11 protein-coding genes are annotated in these 18,747 nt (G+C 40.6%); 6 read left to right on the top strand and 5 right to left on the bottom strand.

Going from position 1 to position 18,747, the window contains the following annotated elements:
• The first annotated feature begins 4 nt into the window (after nucleotides 1-4).
• The 4 genes from QX565_RS14600 to QX565_RS14585 all read left to right on the top strand — a co-directional run bounded on the left by QX565_RS14600 (nucleotide 5) and on the right by QX565_RS14585 (nucleotide 7,766).
• Nucleotides 5-1,678 (top strand): arylsulfatase, encoded by a 1,674-nt coding sequence (locus tag QX565_RS14600; RefSeq protein WP_221649318.1) that lies wholly within the window; start codon nucleotides 5-7, stop codon nucleotides 1,676-1,678.
• 77 nt (nucleotides 1,679-1,755) lie between these two features.
• On the top strand, nucleotides 1,756-2,886 hold the full coding sequence (locus QX565_RS14595; RefSeq protein ID WP_289293262.1) for an aldose epimerase family protein: 1,131 nt from the start codon (nucleotides 1,756-1,758) through the stop codon (nucleotides 2,884-2,886).
• A 315-nt stretch (nucleotides 2,887-3,201) separates the two neighbouring features.
• The gene (locus QX565_RS14590; RefSeq protein ID WP_414429681.1) at nucleotides 3,202-6,495 is read left to right on the top strand and encodes a glycoside hydrolase family 2 TIM barrel-domain containing protein; all 3,294 of its coding nucleotides are present in this window, start codon (nucleotides 3,202-3,204) and stop codon (nucleotides 6,493-6,495) included.
• Between the two features lie 182 nt (nucleotides 6,496-6,677).
• Nucleotides 6,678-7,766, top strand: coding sequence for a phosphotransferase enzyme family protein (locus QX565_RS14585; RefSeq protein ID WP_289293240.1), 1,089 nt, complete (start codon nucleotides 6,678-6,680; stop codon nucleotides 7,764-7,766).
• Nucleotides 7,767-7,834: 68 nt separating this feature from the next.
• On the opposite strand, the gene QX565_RS14580 is transcribed toward QX565_RS14585, so the two are convergent.
• The 5 genes from QX565_RS14580 to QX565_RS14560 form a co-directional block, all read right to left on the bottom strand.
• On the bottom strand, nucleotides 7,835-8,470 hold the full coding sequence (locus QX565_RS14580) for a DUF3256 family protein (RefSeq protein WP_221649345.1): 636 nt from the start codon (nucleotides 8,468-8,470) through the stop codon (nucleotides 7,835-7,837).
• A 119-nt stretch (nucleotides 8,471-8,589) separates the two neighbouring features.
• Entirely contained in the window at nucleotides 8,590-9,489 is a 900-nt protein-coding gene (locus QX565_RS14575; RefSeq protein ID WP_221649315.1) for a DMT family transporter, read from the bottom strand.
• Nucleotides 9,490-9,540: 51 nt separating this feature from the next.
• The gene (gene truA, locus QX565_RS14570; RefSeq protein ID WP_221649314.1) at nucleotides 9,541-10,293 is read right to left on the bottom strand and encodes a tRNA pseudouridine(38-40) synthase TruA; all 753 of its coding nucleotides are present in this window, start codon (nucleotides 10,291-10,293) and stop codon (nucleotides 9,541-9,543) included.
• 54 nt (nucleotides 10,294-10,347) lie between these two features.
• Nucleotides 10,348-14,493 (bottom strand): two-component regulator propeller domain-containing protein, encoded by a 4,146-nt coding sequence (locus tag QX565_RS14565; RefSeq protein ID WP_289293260.1) that lies wholly within the window; start codon nucleotides 14,491-14,493, stop codon nucleotides 10,348-10,350.
• 293 nt (nucleotides 14,494-14,786) lie between these two features.
• Nucleotides 14,787-15,407 (bottom strand): DUF5033 domain-containing protein, encoded by a 621-nt coding sequence (locus tag QX565_RS14560; RefSeq protein WP_221649313.1) that lies wholly within the window; start codon nucleotides 15,405-15,407, stop codon nucleotides 14,787-14,789.
• 453 nt (nucleotides 15,408-15,860) lie between these two features.
• Here QX565_RS14560 and QX565_RS14555 point away from each other — a divergent pair, with 453 nt between their 5' ends.
• Both QX565_RS14555 and QX565_RS14550 read left to right on the top strand, forming a co-directional pair.
• Nucleotides 15,861-16,430: a DUF3575 domain-containing protein gene (locus tag QX565_RS14555; RefSeq protein ID WP_289293238.1), complete on the top strand. Its 570-nt coding sequence runs from the start codon at nucleotides 15,861-15,863 to the stop codon at nucleotides 16,428-16,430.
• Nucleotides 16,431-16,448: 18 nt separating this feature from the next.
• Nucleotides 16,449-17,897 carry a DUF3868 domain-containing protein gene (locus QX565_RS14550; protein WP_289293237.1) on the top strand — a complete coding sequence of 483 codons (1,449 nt, stop codon included), beginning with the start codon at nucleotides 16,449-16,451 and terminating at the stop codon, nucleotides 17,895-17,897.
• Nucleotides 17,898-18,747 lie beyond the last annotated feature (850 nt).

The raw sequence follows: 18,747 nt of genomic DNA, 5'->3' as shown, positions 1-18,747 counted from the left end.
CAGTATGAAAAAACATTTTTTATCATTGACAGGAGTTCTGATTCTTGGGCAGTTTACTTTTGCACAAGAGAGACCTAACATTATCGTCATATTGGCAGACGATTTAGGCTTCTCAGACTTGGGGTGTTTTGGTGGAGAAATTCAGACTCCTGTTTTGGACGGAATGGCGAAAGAGGGACTTCGCATGACCCAGATGTATAATAGTGCACGTAGTTGTCCGTCACGTGCCAATTTATTGACCGGCCTATATCCTCATCAGACGGGGTTGGGGTATATGGAAGGAAATCGTTCTACCTGGCCTCGTGGATATTCGGGTTTTCGTTCTGATTCAGATAATGTGACTATTGCTGAGGTTCTGAAAGATGCCGGTTACTTTACTGCAATGGCAGGAAAATGGCATTTGGGAAATAAATCGAATCCTGTCCAACGTGGTTTTCAAGAATATTACGGACTATTGGGAGGCTTTAATTCTTGTTGGAATCCGGAAGTGTATACTCGTTTACCGGAAGACCGCGTGCCACGTATCTATAAGGAAGGGGAATTTTATGCTACAAATGTCATAACTGATTATGCCGTTGATTTTATAAATCAAGCTAACCAGCAAAAACAGCCTTTGTTTTTGTATTTAGCTTACAATGCTCCTCACTTTCCATTGCATGCACCAAAAGAAGTGACAGATAAATACATGGAAACTTATATGCAGGGATGGGATAGAATTCGTGATCAACGTTGGACGAAAATTTGTAACATGGGGCTGATGCAGGGGAAACCAAAGCTAAGTCCTCGAGGTGTAGTACCCGAAAGCCTTTTCCAAGATGAATCAAATTACAAACTCCCGGCATGGGATTGTTTGAATAAAGACCAACAGAAAGATCTGGCACGACGAATGGCGATTTATGCTGCCATGGTGGATATTATGGACCGTAACATCGGACGAATACTGGATACATTACATAAAAATGGTGAACTTGATAATACATTTATCATTTTCATTTCTGATAATGGTGCTTGTGCAGAATGGCACGAATTTGGTTTTGATAAAAAGACAGGGATAGAATATCATACTCATGTAGGTGATGAATTAGATATGATGGGGCTTCCGGGTACTTATCATCATTATGGTACCGGATGGGCAAATGTCTGTTGTACACCATTAACGTTGTATAAGCACTATGCTCATGAAGGAGGTATTTCTACTCCTTGCATTATACGTTGGGGGAAAAATATAAAAAACAAAGGAACCATTGACCATCAACCTGCACAATTCTCAGATATAATGGCCACCTGTATTGAACTGGCAGAGACATCCTATCCAGAAACGTATAAAGGGAGAAAAATTATACCCATGTCAGGCATATCTATTCTTCCAATAATGAAAGGAAAGCAAATGCCCGAACGTTATATTTACGCAGAACACGAAGGTAACCGAATGGTCCGTAAGGGAGATTGGAAACTGGTATCTGCCAATTGTAATGGTGACGAATGGGAATTGTACAATATCAAAAAGGACCGCACAGAACAAAAGAATTTGGTCACAAAATATCCCCAAAAAGTCAAGTCAATGGAAAAAGCTTATTTCGAATGGGCAAATACAAGTGATGTACTATATTTTCCAAAAACATGGAATACATATAATAAAGAGCGACGTAAAGACTTTAAGGAATACAAGCTGAAATAGATGTTTATTGCATTCAGTATAATTAATACATTTGTAAATCAACTCATAAATATTTTTCAATGTTCACATTCATAAAAATCAAAAAAGTTATTTTGCTTTCCACGGTTGTTTCCCTCATAGCATGCAGTTCGAAACAAAAAAAAATGTATAGTGAGTCCGGATTGGATAAGGCAAAGTTTCAGACCGAAATAGACGGAAAAAAGACCGATCTGTTCATTTTAAAGAACCCAAACAACATGGAGGTTTGCGTCACTAACTATGGTGGACGTATAGTTTCTGTAATGGTTCCGGATAGAAACAGTATCTTACGAGATGTCGTTTTAGGATTCGACAATATTCAAGATTATATTAAATATCCCACAGACTTTGGAGCCAGTATCGGCCGATATGCCAATAGAATTAATCAAGGTCGTTTTACACTTGACGGAAAAACATACCAACTACCTCAAAACAATTACGGTCACTGCCTACATGGTGGCCCGGAAGGCTTCCAATACAGGGTATTCGATGCTAGACAAGTTAACTCCCAAGAACTGGAACTTACCTATCTTTCTAAAGATGGAGAAGAAAACTTTCCTGGTAATCTGAAGTGTAAAATCCGGATGAAGTTAACAAACGATAACGCCATTGATATCCACTACGAGGCTGAAACAGACAAGCCCACTCTTGTTAATTTTACGAATCATTCTTATTTCAATCTGGACGGAGATGCTGTTACCAATGCGAATATGTTGTTGACCATTGACGCCGACTATTATACTCCCGTAGATAGTACTTTTATGACTACCGGTGAGGTTGCAAGTGTCGAGGGTACTCCTATGGATTTCCGTTCTCCTACTCCCATAGGTAACCGTATCAATAACTTTGAATTCGAGCAACTAAAAAACGGTAATGGTTATGACCACAACTGGGTATTAAATACCCAAGGAAATCTTAATCATAAATGCGCTACATTGGAATCTCCAAAAACCGGTATCATACTCGAAGTCTACACCAATGAACCAGGTATTCAAGTATATGCCGGCAATTTCCTTGATGGTACACTGACTGGTAAAAATGGCATTATCTATAACAAGCGTGCTTCTATCTGCCTCGAAACACAAAAATATCCGGATACACCCAATAAACCAGAATGGCCTTCTGCTACACTGTACCCAGGAGAGAAATACAACAGTCAGTGTATTTATAAATTCTTAGTCCATCAATAGGTATATCAAATATATAAAACGGTGTCTCAAATATAACTGCTCCCAAAAGTTTTTTGTCTTACTTTTGGGGGCAGTTATTATATATAGTGTATTACAGCTTAGAAGAAAAATAGAATTTGCAAAATAAAGCCCCCCATTTTCTCAAATTCCCGTTATTTTGTCTTAAAAGAGCAGAGAAAAGACCGTGTATAGATTTGTAACTTCCTATATTTGTAAGCATATTCATTATTTATATTGTTTCAAAAGAAATACATGGAAAACATGAAAAAGAAATTGCACTACCCCCTTGCGGGCATTCTTTTTGGTATCTGTAGCATGCTATCTTCCAACTTGCAAGCAACGGAAATTAACCCTGACAAACCGTACTGGCAAGATGTACAAGTAGTATCTGTGAACAAGGAATATCCTCGCTCATCATTTATGACTTATGACAATCGCGCGGATGCACTTACCGGTAAATTCGAAAACAGTCGCTACTACCAATTGCTCAATGGTACATGGAAGTTCTTTTTTGTAGATTCCTATAAAGATTTACCAGCCAACATCACCTCACCGGAAACAAGTACCACTTCGTGGAATGATATACAAGTGCCCGGTAACTGGGAAGTACAGGGACATGGTGTAGCTATCTATACCAATCACGGATATGAGTTCAAAGCACGTAACCCGCAACCTCCATTGTTACCGGAGGCCAACCCGGTGGGTGTTTATCGCCGGGATATCGAAATCCCTGCCGATTGGAACGGACGGGATATCTACCTGCACATAGCCGGAGCAAAATCCGGAGTCTATGTTTACATCAACGGAAAGGAAGTAGGATATAGCGAAGATTCCAAAAACCCGGCAGAGTTTCTAATCAACAACTACGTGCATCCGGGCAAGAATGTACTTACTCTGAAAATATTCCGCTGGAGTACCGGTTCTTATTTGGAATGTCAGGACTTTTGGCGTATCAGTGGTATCGAACGCGATGTATTCCTGTATTCGCAACCCAAAGCGGCGCTCAAAGACTTCCGTATAAAATCAACTCTGGACGATACATATAAGAACGGTATCTTTGCATTAAGTACTGATCTGCGTAACCATCGCCCGGAAGGTAGCAACCTATCGGTAATATACGAACTACTGGATGCTAACGGAAAAGTGATCGCAACGGAAGAAAAAACAGCCTATGTACCTGAAGGCGAATTCCGCACTGTAAACTTTACCCGGACACTGCCGGATATACGTACCTGGACATCAGAGCAACCTAATCTGTACAAATTATTAATGACCGTAAAAGAGAACGGAAAAGTAAATGAAATTATTCCTTTTAATGTAGGCTTCCGCCGAATAGAAATAAGGCAGAGCGAACAACTTGCCGGAAATGGCAAGCCTTATACTTTGCTATATATCAACGGGCAACCTCTGAAACTGAAAGGAGTCAATATTCATGAGCACAATCCCAAAACAGGACATTATGTAACGGAAGAATTGATGCGTCGTGACTTCGAACTGATGAAGCAGAATAATCTGAATACAGTCCGCCTTTGCCACTATCCTCAAAGCCGCCGTTTTTATGAACTCTGTGACGAATATGGAATTTATGTATATGACGAAGCAAATATTGAAAGCCACGGTATGTATTATGACCTGCGCAAAGGAGGATCATTAGGCAACAACCCCGAATGGCTAAAACCCCATATGGACCGGACTATCAACATGTTCGAACGTAACAAAAACTATCCTTCACTTACTTTCTGGTCATTGGGTAACGAGGCGGGAAACGGTTACAACTTCTATCAGACGTATCTGTGGGTGAAAAATGCAGATAAGGAGCTGATGAATCGCCCGGTCAATTATGAACGTGCACAGTGGGAATGGAACTCTGATATGTATGTTCCACAATATCCGGGAGCAGAATGGCTGGCTAAGATAGGCAAACAAGGAAGTGACCGTCCGGTAGTTCCCTCCGAATATTCCCACGCTATGGGTAACTCCAACGGAAATTTATGGGATCAATGGAAAGAAATATATAAATACCCTAACTTACAAGGGGGATACATCTGGGACTGGGTAGATCAGGGTATTTTAGAAACTGATAAGAACGGACGGGAATACTGGACATATGGTGGCGATTATGGTGTGAATGCCCCGAGTGACGGTAACTTCTTGTGCAACGGACTTGTTAACCCTGACCGTGCTCCCCATCCTACTATGGCAGAGGTAAAATATGTTCATCAAAATGTAGGTTTTGAACCAATCGATTTAAACAGTGGTAAAATTCTGGTAAAGAATCGTTTCTACTTCACTAACCTGAAAAAGTACATGATATCCTATACTATATCTGCGAACGGAAAGATTGTAAAAGGCGGTAAAGTATCATTAGACATTGAACCGCAAGCCTCCAAAGAGCTGAGTATTCCAGTTAGCGGTCTGAAAGCCAAACCGGGAACGGAATATTTCGTTAACTTCGTAGTAACCACTACCCAACCGGAACCTCTTATTCCCGCAGGACACGACATCGCCTACGAACAATTCCGCCTCCCTATCGAGCCTCTGCCCCGGGAAGCATTTGCCACAAATGGTCCGGCACTGAAAACAGAAACTGAAGGCGAAAATCTAATAGTAAGTTCTTCTAAAGTTAATTTCGTCTTTGATAAAGCAACCGGGCTTGTCACTTCATATAAGATAAATGGCACAGAATACTTTAAAGACGGGTTTGGAATTCAGCCTAACTTCTGGCGGGCTCCAAATGATAATGATTATGGCAATGGTGCTCCTAAACGCCTCCAGATATGGAAACAATCAAGTAAGAACTTCAAGGTAGCGGATGCAAGCATAGCTATGGATAACAAAGTCGCTGTACTAACAGCCAACTATCTATTGGCCGCCGGTAATCTTTATATAGTAACCTATAAAATCTATCCTTCAGGGGTTGTCAAAGTTAATGCACGTTTCACTTCTGCCGATATGCAAGTTGCAGAGTCAGAAGTATCCGAAGCTACCCGTACAGCTACTTTCACTCCCGGCAACGATGCTGCACGTAAGGCAGCAGCCAAGTTGAATGTTCCCCGTATCGGTGTTCGTTTCCGTCTTCCGGCCGAAATGAATGTAGTTGAGTATTTCGGACGTGGACCGGAAGAAAACTATATAGACCGGAACGCAGGTACTCTCATCGGGCTCTACAAAACTACAGCCGACAAGATGTACTATAATTATGTTCGCCCACAAGAGAACGGTCATCATACAGATACCCGCTGGCTGTCTCTTAGCAAAAAGGGAGGTAAAGGACTAACGATTGTAGCCGATAGCATTATCGGATTCAACGCTTTACGCAATTCTATTGAAGACTTTGACTCAGAAGAAGCCCTTCCTCATCCACGTCAATGGAATAACTTCTCTCCGGAAGAAATTGCCAATCACGATGAAGAAGCAGCCCGGAATGTATTAAGAAGAATGCATCATGTGAATGACATTACTCCACGTGATTTCGTAGAAGTATGCGTAGATATGAAACAACAAGGAGTAGCAGGATACAATAGTTGGGGAGCCCGTCCGGAGCCCGGCTATATAATTCCTGCCAATCAGGAATACAACTGGGGATTTACACTGATCCCTGATAAATAATTTGCCAATGTGCTAATATGCCAATGTGCCAATGCCTTTCGGCGATACAGCGCAGCACATTGTTATATTGGCAAATTAGCACATTGACAAATTAGCACATTGCCACATTATTAAATTGGCACATTGGCACATTATCAAATTGGCACATTATTAAAAATTCATCAACTTTAAAAATAAAAATCATGAAAAATCTATTCGACATCGTTTCGCACTTCGAAACCAAAGGCACTATCAGCGAAATAAAACCGCTGGGTGCCGGACTTATTAACGACACATACAAAGTGAGTACTGCTGAAGCTGACGCACCGGACTATGTACTCCAACGTATCAACCATGCCATCTTCCAGAATGTGGAGATGCTGCAAAACAATATAGCAGCTGTAACCAGTCATATCCGCCGAAAACTGCAAGAACAGGGAGAAACAGATATCGATCGTAAAGTCCTGACTTTTGTAAAAGCTGACGGAGGTAAAACATATTGGTATGATGGTGAAAACTACTGGCGCATCATGGTTTTCATCCCTCGGGCAAAAACCTATGAAACAGTTAATCCGGAATATTCTTATTACGCCGGAGTGGCTTTCGGTGATTTCCAGGCAAAGTTAGCCGATATTCCGGAAACATTGGGAGAGACAATTCCCGATTTTCACAATATGGAGTTCCGGTTGAAACAGCTTCGTGATGCCGTAGCTGCCAATGCAGCCGGCAGATTGACTGAGATTCAATATTATATCGACGAAATAGAAAAGCGTGCCGATGAAATGTGCAAAGCAGAACGCATGTACCGTGAAGGAACCCTTCCTAAACGTGTATGCCACTGTGATACCAAAGTAAACAACATGATGTTTGATGAAGACGGAAAAGTACTCTGCGTCATCGACCTGGATACAGTAATGCCGAGTTTTATCTTCTCCGATTATGGAGATTTTCTACGCACAGGAGCCAATACCGGTGATGAAGATGATAAAGACCTGAATCGCGTGAACTTCAACATGGAAATTTTCAAAGCATTTACCAAAGGGTATCTGGAAGGAGCACATTCATTCCTGACTCCGGTAGAGATAGAAAATTTACCTTATGCAGCCGCTTTGTTCCCCTATATGCAATGTGTACGTTTCCTTGCCGATTACATCAACGGAGATACTTACTACAAAATCAAATATCCCGAACATAATCTGGTACGCACCAAAGCCCAATTCAAGCTATTGCAAAGCGTAGAGGAACACACTCCGGAAATGGTAGCATTTATTCGCGAATGCTTAAAAAGTTGAAAGTTGAAAATGGAAAGTTGAAAGTTACTATGCAGTGCAACTTATTGTTCACTGTCAATTGTCAATTATCAACTGTCAATTGAAAAACCTCCTTCTTTCCAAATATAAACAATAGGACGGCGGATAAACGGTTTCAGTTTTTCCGCTGTTTCTTTTTCCATGTATTCAGGAGTGGCCAATGTGAAAGTAAGCGTATGATCCGTTGCCGACAAATCGGCTTTCATAAGCAACATATCAGCCTGCAAACGAGCCTCGCTGTATTCATAAGATGAAGCCGAATCAGGAGTATTCAGAAAATCATCCATTACTGGTAGTCCCGTAATAAAATCAGACAAAGGAAGCTCTTTCCAGTCGGTGGTGTAGAACTGAATGCTGCTATCACATGCCGGAGCACAAGCAGTAGACACCGTACAGATAACCTGTGTAGAATCGTTAACAGCCAACAGTTTCATTTGCCAGGTACTTTGCGGAGACATCTGAATACGAATATAATCTTTGTTCAGCTCAGTCATCTCTGACTCACCCCCGAAACGATTCTCTACCTTTGCTTTCATTTTACTCTCCAGAAAATCAATAAAATCAGCACGATTCACTGCCGTAAGCAGTGGAGAAAGAGAATCAGGCATACTGACAAATACTGCCTTAGCCTCCTGCTGCGCCCGAAGCGGAGCAAACAAAAACAAACCCAAGCCTAAAAGAATCATTCCTAAACTGACTTCTTTTTTACCAAAGCCCCATCTTCTATCTATCTTTTTCATCCGTCACCATCTATTAAATTTAATTTTAAACCATCGCCTATCGTACCTCCCCGTGCGGGAAGCACCTATTTCGTTCCCAAATATAGGAAGAACATTCCAATCAGCACCAGGATAAGGTCAATTGCTTTACTTTTTAAATTCTTTTCACGGAAGAACAATGCTCCGAAAAGGAAAGACACAACAACACTACCACGGCGAACCATAGAAACAATAGAAATCATGGAATCTTCATAACTCAGTGCATAGAAATATACAAAATCGGCAGCACATAGAAAAACAGAAATCAAGATGATCGTCCAGTCCCAGCGGAAAGGCGTGGTAGTTTTACGCTTCGGCCACCAAAGCAATGCCAGAATAGGACACATGATAAACACTTGATATACATTGTACCACGACTGTACTAACATCGGATTGAGATGTTTCATCAGGTATTTGTCATACAAACCACTAATGGCACCCATCACAGCAGCCAGAACAATAAAAAAGATCCACTTATCGTGTTTAAAGTCAATACCTTCTTTTTTCCCGGACCGGCTCAGCATAAAAAAAGAGATAACAGCCATTAGCACTCCAATCCATTGATAGAGGTTCAGACGTTCTCCGAATATCAGCATCGCTCCTACCAATACCATCACCGGACGGGTGGCGTTAATAGGTCCCACAATGGTCAATGGCAAGTGTTTCATTCCGAAATAACCGAATATCCACGAAGAAAGAACAATAAACGACTTTATTACAATATACTTGTGCACATCCCAGCCGGCAACAGGAACTTCGAACATTGTCCCACCCAATACACCAGGAGTATATACAGACAAGAGTATAAAAGGCAAAAAGATCAGACTCGAGAAAATCGTATTCAAAAACAACACCGGAAGTACAGCATTGTCTTTGAGAGACTGCTTCTTGAACACATCATAAAATCCCAGTAAAGCAGCTGAGAGGAAGGCAAGTAATAACCACATGAATTTATTTACAATTAAACGGTTTACAATTTACGATTGAGGCAGCTTTTCTCATAAGAGGAAAAGGTCCTGAGGATATTCTACGTCAACAAGAAAGAGTGCATTACCGGGAGCAGAAGTACCCGCTTTGCAACGGTCTTGCTGTTCGATGATCTGGCAGAAACCTTCAACAGTAAGTTTACCACGACCCACTTCAAGCAGAGTACCTACTATCGCGCGCACCATGTTACGCAAAAAACGATCTGCCCGGATAGTAAATACCCAGGTGGTATCATCTTCCTGTGTCCATTCTGCATGCATAATCCTGCAAAGGTTAGTTTTCACATCCGTATGAAGTTTACTGAAGCTTGTGAAATCCGAATAGTCAAACAAGGTTGCAGCCGCTTTATTCATCAGCTCAAAATCCAATGCACCATAGACGCGGCAACGATACTGCCGATTGAAAGGATATTTGGTGGTAGTGACGTAATACTTATAGGTACGTGCCGTTGCATCAAAACGTGCATGTGCATCGTTCTTCACCCTGCAAACTTTGAAAACCGAAATATCCGGAGGTAACAAACGATTCAGTTTATCGGCAACAATCAGGGTATCGAGTTCTTCTTCATTATCAAAATGCGCCACCATCAATGAGGCATGTACACCTGCATCGGTTCTCCCGGCTCCTATCACTTCTACTTCTCTTCTAAGAAAAGTAGACAATGCTTTCATCAGACACTCCTGCACACTGCTTCCATTGGGTTGAATCTGCCAACCGTGGTAGTTGGTTCCGTCGTAAGCCAAATAAATGAAATATCTTTGCACGCTCTTATCCGGTTATTGGTTTTCGCGTGCAAAGGTAATTATTTTAATCGAGAATCAGGAATTATCCGTTGAATTCGCATAAGTAGAGGGTGTCGAACCAAATGTATCCACAAAGTGCTTACGGAAGGTAGGTATGTCATTATACCCTACCATCTCGGCCACTTCCTGAACAGCATACACCTTCTGTTTCAGCAGTCCAGCCGCTTTTTTCATACGTACCCCTCTTATCAGTTCTATAATCGTAAAATCGGTACTCTGCTTTACTTTTCGATATAACGTAGGTTGGCTCATATTCATATCCGATGCCAGTCGCTTTACATTAAAATCTGCTTCACGAATATTCTCTTCGATAATTTTCACTAACGAAGCAATAAACGGATCTTCCATCTTCATCTCCTCTGCCCCTTCGTCAGTTTCATTATTATTACCATTTTCCGGCAACACCAGCAGTTTGGTATACATCTGCTTCAGGTTTACACGCCCATTTATCAAATTCCGAACTTTAGCTTTCAATATGCTCGGAGTAAAAGGTTTCAAAATATAATCATCCGCACCCAATTCAAGCCCTTTGACAATGTCTTCATCTTCCACCTTTGCCGTCAACATGATAAACGGAATATGACAAGTATCCAATCCTTCTTTCACCTCCTTACAACATTCAAATCCATCCTTTATGGGCATCATCACATCACAAAGAATCAGATCCGGCTGCTCTTTGATAGCCATGTCCACACCTTCCTGTCCATTGGTAGCCATCATTATATTATAATCCTTCCCGAAAAGAACTTTCAGATAGAGGCGGATATCTTTATGATCTTCTACAATCAACAGATTCTTTTTCGCCCGTGTGACAGCAGGGGTTTCAACAGGTATATGTACTACAGTCTCTTCCGGTCTGGGCACTTCCCGAGGTTTTTCAGTCTCAACTACAGGTTTTACAGTCTCCACTACTTCCTCCGGTTCATCCTCTTCCACAAACAAAATATTCGGATCATTTTCCAGTACCTCTTTTCCAATAGGGATGTTTACAACAACCTCCGTCCCCTTCCCTTCTTCACTATTCAAGCTTATTGATCCGTGGTGAAACAGGATAACTTGTTCCATCACATCGTATCCCAGTTCAATCCCTGCCAGATCTGTCTGAAGCTCTTCATCCACTGTCTGCCTGACCTCCTTCACCTGGCTTTTTCCATTATCCGAAACAGTAATTGTACAATAAGCCACCCCATCGTTCACCGTCTCCTGCATTGATAAATGTACCGAGCCCGATAATCGTACATGGTTGAATGCATTAGAAAGCAAATTATGCAACACAAACCGGATTCTATTACTGTCCACCCAGATTTCAAGTTCTTTTTTGGTCTTCTTATCATAATGGAAGTCAATCTGATTCATACGTACCAGTTCGCTCACTGTAAATACTACTTTATCTATAATCTTATCAGCAGTATTACGAGATACTTCCAACTTTTCCGCCAAAGGTCGTTGAGTATAAATTGCCAGTAACTGATTACATGCATCCAGCATCCCAAGAGAGTTTCTGTATGCCACACGTACCTTCGACAGAAGCCTGGCCGATAAGTCGTTTTCCTGCGACATTTCCTTCAATGGTGCAATAATCAGTGAAAGTGGCGTACGCAGTTCCTGCACAAACAGAGTGAGCAACTGATTACGCATCGTTTCTATTTCTTGTTTTTGCTCTTGTTTCATCTTTGCAAGATTTAGTGTTTCTTTCAGCTCCATCTCACGAGCTCTGTGTATTTCACGTTTTTTCCCTTTACGTTCCATAAAATAATACACGGTGAAGAGTATTCCGAAAAACAGAGCCATATATCCCAAGTAGGCCCAACCTGTTTTCCACCAATGCGTATTCACACGAATAGACATTTCAATCATTTCACCTTCACTGGCATCCGGATAGATCAGTTTCACTTGCAGTGTATAGTCTCCTACAGGTAGACGTCTGTACGAAATACCATTTTCCAAGGTTCCTATTTTCCACGCCTCATCCGGCAATAACCGATAAGCTATTTTCCGTTGCATCATGCCAAACTGCAAATCAGAAAAATAAAAAGTGAAATCATTATTATCTGCATCAAATACAAACTTCTGCTGTAAATTGGGCGAAGTAGTCAACAATACCTGCCCGTTCCTTTTCTCTCCTACTGACACAGACTCACCATTCACCCATAATTCCGATACGACCAACCGGCTTTTGTTCCGGGTACTCTTAGCCATCAACGGGTCAAAGTAAATCAGTTCTCCTGAATTCCCCCACAATAATCGGCCATCCCGAAGACGACATACTTTATCACAATCTCCAAACAAAGCATAGTTGTAAAATGTAGTCCGGTCATTTCTTATTGTCATAATACCCGAATTACTTCCCAACCAGGTATTTCCATTCTGATCATCAACCATACAGAAAATGTGCCCGCTACTCAAACCATTCATCAGAGTAAATGCACTTTCTACCTTATCCTTTTCACGCCCATCTATACGAAGTATTTTATCGGAGTAAGAAGCAAATATCTGATTGTAACTATTAACATAGATAAAATTGACTGGTGCCACATTCAATCCGGCATCCCGTTCATAGTTTCCAAACAAAGTGATATCGGTTCCCTGTACATCGATACGCTTCAATCCAAGATTCGTACCCACCCATATATTTCCTTCTTTATCTTCTGCGATGGCACGTACATCTTTCACTTTCACGCCTTTATCTTCCAACTGCATCAGTCGGCTGGTATTCTCTTTGTTATCAAAAAGAATCAGTCCCTCTGCTGTTGCAATCCACAAACGATTTCTGGAATCCAGACAGAACTGACGTATAGAAGCCGCAAAATCAGTTGTACCTACAGGAGCCAGCTTATAAGATCTCACCTCTTCAGTTACCGGATCAATATACAAAACTCCGGCATGCTCATCCCCCAGCCATAAACATCCGTTTCTATCTTTGTAAATCCTGTAGTTCTCGTTTTCTTTTATTCCTTTTGTCCATAACACAAAAGAAGTATTCTCTGAAAGAACAGTGGAGGAACTTCTCCATACCTGTCCCTTATTAGTAGCTATCCACACGCAGCCTTTCATATCTTCTTCGATAGCTGTGACCTCTGCATTAAACCGCTGTTCCAGCCGATTACATGCATCCTTGGTAAAATCAACTTTTAGTGCCCCACCCCCAAAGGTACCTACCCACAGCATCTTCTGCGAATCATCCCACAGTAAGCTCGTCACTTTTTTTACTATCTTAAAATTATATGGTCGCTCCACATAATCCATTTTGCAAGTAGCTTTACTCAAATCCGCAGAATCAAATTCCAGGCGAAACAACCCAGTCCAGGCAGCTATATAATAAGTATTTTCATCGAGGCAGATAACATCTGTCACATATGTATCCTGTAATGGCGAATGCCCTCCTGCATCATGTATGATATGAGATGTTTGCCGTTTGAAATCATAGCATTCAATGTTTGTCCGCGATGAGCATATCCACAGATAATCTCCATAACAATGAAGTGCTGTTATTTTACCATATCCCGTTTTAGGTATCTCTGTCTTTCCGGAAATAACATCATAAATCGCCACCTTTGTATTGTCCACACAGGCAAAAAGAGTCTCGCTGCCAATTCCACACAGTTCTGAAATACTTCCGGACATAACAGGCTCAGCGGACAGACTAACCGTAATACACTCCTCTCCCTCCTTTTCTGAACGAACTACTTTTCCTACATAGAGCCCATTACTGGTTCCTATACAAATAAAATCTTTATTTACTATATATAAAGAGGTGATACTTTTCGTATCAAGTGACGAATTAAAGTTTACAGGCAGATAAATTTCTTTATTCGTATCAAAGCAAACAATCCCTCGCAAAAGACGAAGATAAAGTAAGCCGTCAGTATCTTCCGAAATAGAATATACAGCATCCAACACCGGTTGTGAAAGAGAATCATAACGAGAAGTCAAAGGGTAATTCAGTAATCGAAAACCATCATAACGACTGAGACCCATATCTGTAGCAAACCAGACAAATCCTCTCTTTCCATTATGGATATCATAAATAGTATTGTTATTCAACCCATTATTCATCGTAACAGGAAGCATGTTACCATAAAATGAGAAAGAATAAGAAAAGTACGGAGCCCCAAAAAGGCAGAGTATTAGCAATGAAAGTTTAATCAAATGCTGTTTCATCTGTGCCAAAATAGTGATAACTACATTATTATTTATTCGTATCAAGACACAAATATATCTATAATTTACCAAATACGAAACAAATGATAAATAAACTTATATTTATTACCCCTATCAAAACATTCAATCAAAGACACAAGATCACATTATCATAATAAGATCCCCTGCAGACTGAAGTCTGCAAGGGATTAGTTTGTTCTTGTTTTCGGTGTTCCTCAGCTATTTATGCAAAATAGTCAATTGTTTGTTTTAGTGCTCCCCACCTTATTATTTTTTTATCGTACAATAAATAATTACTTACTATATTTTAATAGTTGAAAACTATATGTTCCTTCTTCTGTCAGAAAGTTGTAATTGCCTTTGAATACTACCGGCACTTTCACCAACACATTACCTTCATCTTTTACTTTGAAATACAGGTAGCTTTCTGATTCAAATCCATAAGTATTACCATCACCACCCTTCACCGGAGAAAGTGACAAACCTTGTGCACGCCAATCGAATAAATTGGAAGAGAAAGAGTAATCAGTACCCCAGTAATATACCTTATTATTATCAAAGCTGAATTTTAGCTCAACGCTCAGTGCAAATCCTTCATTCACGCTGCTACGAGTAGAAGCCTGATAGTTGCCGGACATGATCACTTTTTCATAACCATTCTCTGAGGTACGTATACAATTGTGTTGAGTATTACTGTTCTGACGCAAAGCCTCAAGAACATTACGCATATCTTCTGTTGAAACTGATGGAATATTATCAGCACCTGTAATACTATATGTAACGTTTTCTACGCCATAAGCACTCCTTACTGATTCAAAAAGAGAAGTTTGTTCTACTATATCATTGTCTGCACTTGTGCAGGAAGTAAAACCAAATACTAATGCAATTACGATAAAAGAATAAATAGTCTTCATAATGGGTCCTCCATTTTTTTTATTACCAATGCTTGTTTGTTATCACCAAAGTTTGTTTTGTTTGTATTCCTCGTGGGGACCTTCATTTGTTTGTTTCTGATGCAAACATAAAGACTTTATTTGATTAAAAAAACTTTTCTGAAGAAAAAATGAATGATTTACCCATCTTTTTTGAATGATATACACCCCATGCAAGCACTTGAACAGAATATACAACTTATTAAACACCCACTACCTCTGAATTAAACACAAACGATAACAAAAACACCACCTATAAAAATATGAATTATATACCTATTAATAAGATTAAAACACACGCTATACAAAATCATCCCTCCGAAATGATATATCAATTGCAAGAATCACCTCCGAACAAAGATGAATATGCCAATTAATGGATAAAAGGAATCGGGCTACCTTTGCACTAAAACAAAACAAAACCTACCACGCATAATGGAAAATAAAAGAAAACTGTTTTTATTCGTTTATTTGTTCGCTTCCACCTTATTATATGGGCAGGTAGTGGGTATAAAAACAAATGTGTTAATGGACATCACCAAAACCATCAATCTCGGAGCCGAAATCGGCTTGAGTAAAAAATCTACCCTGGACCTGTATGCCAACTACAACCCCTGGGAAGCCAGTAACAACAAAATGTTCAAGATGCTTGCATTCCAACCGGAATACCGTTATTGGTTCTGCGACCGTTTTAACGGGCATTTTATCGGTATACACGCACACGGAGGCATTTATCAGGTAGCCGGTATTGATATGCCCTGGGGAATCTGGAAGGGTCTGAAAGATCACCGTTACAAAGGACATTTTTATGGAGCCGGTATTTCTTATGGCTACCAATGGATCATGAGTAAACACTGGAATATCGAAGCCAACATCGGTGTGGGTTATGCCCGTGTCAAATATGAGCAGTTCTCCTGTGTAGAGTGTGGCGGTAAACTTGGTGAAGGCTACAAGAATTATTTCGGCCCAACCAAAGCTTCGCTCAGCTTAATCTATTTATTTTAAACAAACGCTGCAAACGATATGAAAAAAATAATATACCTCTTATTATTAGTAATATTGCCGGGGTTGAGTACCCAGGCACAAACTGTGTACAAAGATCAGGTACGTGTTGAGAATCAATCCATCACCCGGAGTGACGACAATCGCCTTACGATTGCTATGGATATCATCATGCAGACAAACATGAAGATTTCATCCAACCGTTCTGCCACCCTCACCCCGATACTGGAAGCCAACGGTCACACAAAGACACTTTCTCCGATTGTAATTTACGGACGCCGTCGTGCGCTTGTCAACGAACGTGGTAATACAGTCCCTAAAGACGCTTTCGTTATTCTACGTCGTAAACGCAAAACAGAGCAACGGGTCAGTTACCTCGTACAGCTTCCCTACGAAGCTTGGATGCAAAAGGCCAATCTTGTAATGGATGCCGATCTTTGCGGTTGCCGCAATATCGTTGAAGCCAATACACTCGATCCGATTGCCACATTAAATATTGAACGCATCAAATTGCAACCGGCCATCGCGTACATCACACCCAAAGCCGAAGAGGTTAAACACCGTGCTGTGGAAGGTAGTGCTTTCCTCGACTTCCCGGTCAACAAAACAATAATCTATCCGGAATACCGTCGCAATCAGGCAGAACTGGCCAAGATACGCGCCACTATTGATACCATTCGCAACGATAAGAACATCTCCATCACAGGGATTCGCCTCGAAGGATATGCCTCCCCCGAAGGTAGCTACGCCAACAATGATCGTCTGGCAAAAGGCCGTACCGCCGCTCTGCTGAATTATGTCCGCAATTACTATGATTTCCCGGAAGGGCTACTCACCATGGCTTCTACTCCTGAAGACTGGACAGGATTCCGCAAATTTATAACAAACTCTGTATTGCCACAAAAAGAAGAGATTCTACAGATGATTGATTTGGACGAAAAAGACATGGATGCCAAAGAGAAACGTATCGCCCGTCTTGTAGGCCCCGAAACATACCGCTTTTTGCTAAACGAATGCTATCCGGCTCTACGCCACTCAGACTATACAGTGGCATACACCGTACGCGGATTCAATCTTGATGAAGCAAAAGAGATTATCAATACCCATCCGCAACAGCTGAGTCTACAAGAGATATTCAATGTAGCACAAACCTACGAACAGGGTAGCGAAGAGTTCAACCATGCCTTCCAGGTAGCAGTACTTATGTTCCCGAATGACCCGACAGCTAATCTGAACGCAGCAGCTATGGAGATTCAGCGTGGTGGTGATCTTACTATCGCCAAAAAATATCTCACTAAAGCCGATGCTAACGAAGGAGCTACTCAAAACAATTTAGGCGTAATAGCGCTGATAGAGGGTGATCTTGATACAGCACAACAATATTTCACTCGTGCCAAAGAAGCAGGAGTATCAGAGGCAGAAGCCAATTTACAGGAAGTAGCCAAACAACGCAACTTCCCGGTAGAATAAAGAATACTTTTCTCTCTTAATTTCTTATATTTTAATACACGTCGGATGAATACCTCCCCCAAGGTATTTATCCGACGTTTTTTTATCCCTATTCTTTCTTAACAGGATAAACAGGATTAACATTATTAACTCATATCTTTAACATTACATTTCAAGTATGCAAGATTGCACACTTTTGCATTACAAAAATGTACATCTTTGCATAGCAAGAATGTACATTCTTGTCACACAAGAGTGTACAATCTTGCATATATGAAAACAAGGATTCATTAATCACTGTTTATCAACAGTTTACAGATCAACCATCAACAGTATCCGATCCACCATCTTGATTCCCCTGTTATTTATAATTGTTCTTTTGACAAGGATCTATTTATCGGATCAGTACATTAGTACTATTTTACCACAGAGTAATACTAAGTTTCACAGAGTACTATTTATTATCTGATTTCTGATGACAACACCACTTTGTAAAACATTATAACTTTTTACATCTTTGCTCTACGAGCTTCGTCCCGTTTCTCGTAGAAGATCACCCCGATCGTCGTAGAGAAACAGCCGATTTCTCGTAGAGAAAAAACGAGTCTACATATAACACTGATAATCAACAATTTGAAAAACAACTTATTTGTAATATTTTTTCACATTTCACATATCAGCTTTTTCCTTCTTAAATTGTTTCTCTATTTCAAAACAGCAAAAAAACATTCATGAAATTGATCCAACATAGATCCGCTATCAGATATCCAACAAAGATATAATCTAATCCCGCGATATATAAAATCTTCCCCCCACATACCATGTTAAATTCATCATCAAGTTCTCATTGAATCCAAACAAAAAAAACAGA

Origin of the sequence: Bacteroides sp. 41_26 (assembly GCF_949740115.1) — a bacterium.
Lineage (GTDB): Bacteria > Bacteroidota > Bacteroidia > Bacteroidales > Bacteroidaceae > Bacteroides > Bacteroides nordii.
The sequence above is the reverse complement of the archived record's forward strand: the minus strand, read 5'-3'. Positions and strand labels throughout refer to the sequence as shown.

Coding starts and splice junctions, on each gene's coding strand:
- QX565_RS14600 (WP_221649318.1), top strand. CDS start 5: ATGAAAAAACATTTTTTATCATTGACAGGAGTTCTGATTCTTGGGCAG.
- QX565_RS14590 (WP_414429681.1), top strand. CDS start 3,202: ATGCTATCTTCCAACTTGCAAGCAACGGAAATTAACCCTGACAAACCG.
- QX565_RS14585 (WP_289293240.1), top strand. CDS start 6,678: ATGAAAAATCTATTCGACATCGTTTCGCACTTCGAAACCAAAGGCACT.
- QX565_RS14580 (WP_221649345.1), bottom strand. CDS start 8,470: ATGATTCTTTTAGGCTTGGGTTTGTTTTTGTTTGCTCCGCTTCGGGCG.
- QX565_RS14575 (WP_221649315.1), bottom strand. CDS start 9,489: ATGTGGTTATTACTTGCCTTCCTCTCAGCTGCTTTACTGGGATTTTAT.
- QX565_RS14565 (WP_289293260.1), bottom strand. CDS start 14,493: ATGAAACAGCATTTGATTAAACTTTCATTGCTAATACTCTGCCTTTTT.
- QX565_RS14560 (WP_221649313.1), bottom strand. CDS start 15,407: ATGAAGACTATTTATTCTTTTATCGTAATTGCATTAGTATTTGGTTTT.
- QX565_RS14555 (WP_289293238.1), top strand. CDS start 15,861: ATGGAAAATAAAAGAAAACTGTTTTTATTCGTTTATTTGTTCGCTTCC.
- QX565_RS14550 (WP_289293237.1), top strand. CDS start 16,449: ATGAAAAAAATAATATACCTCTTATTATTAGTAATATTGCCGGGGTTG.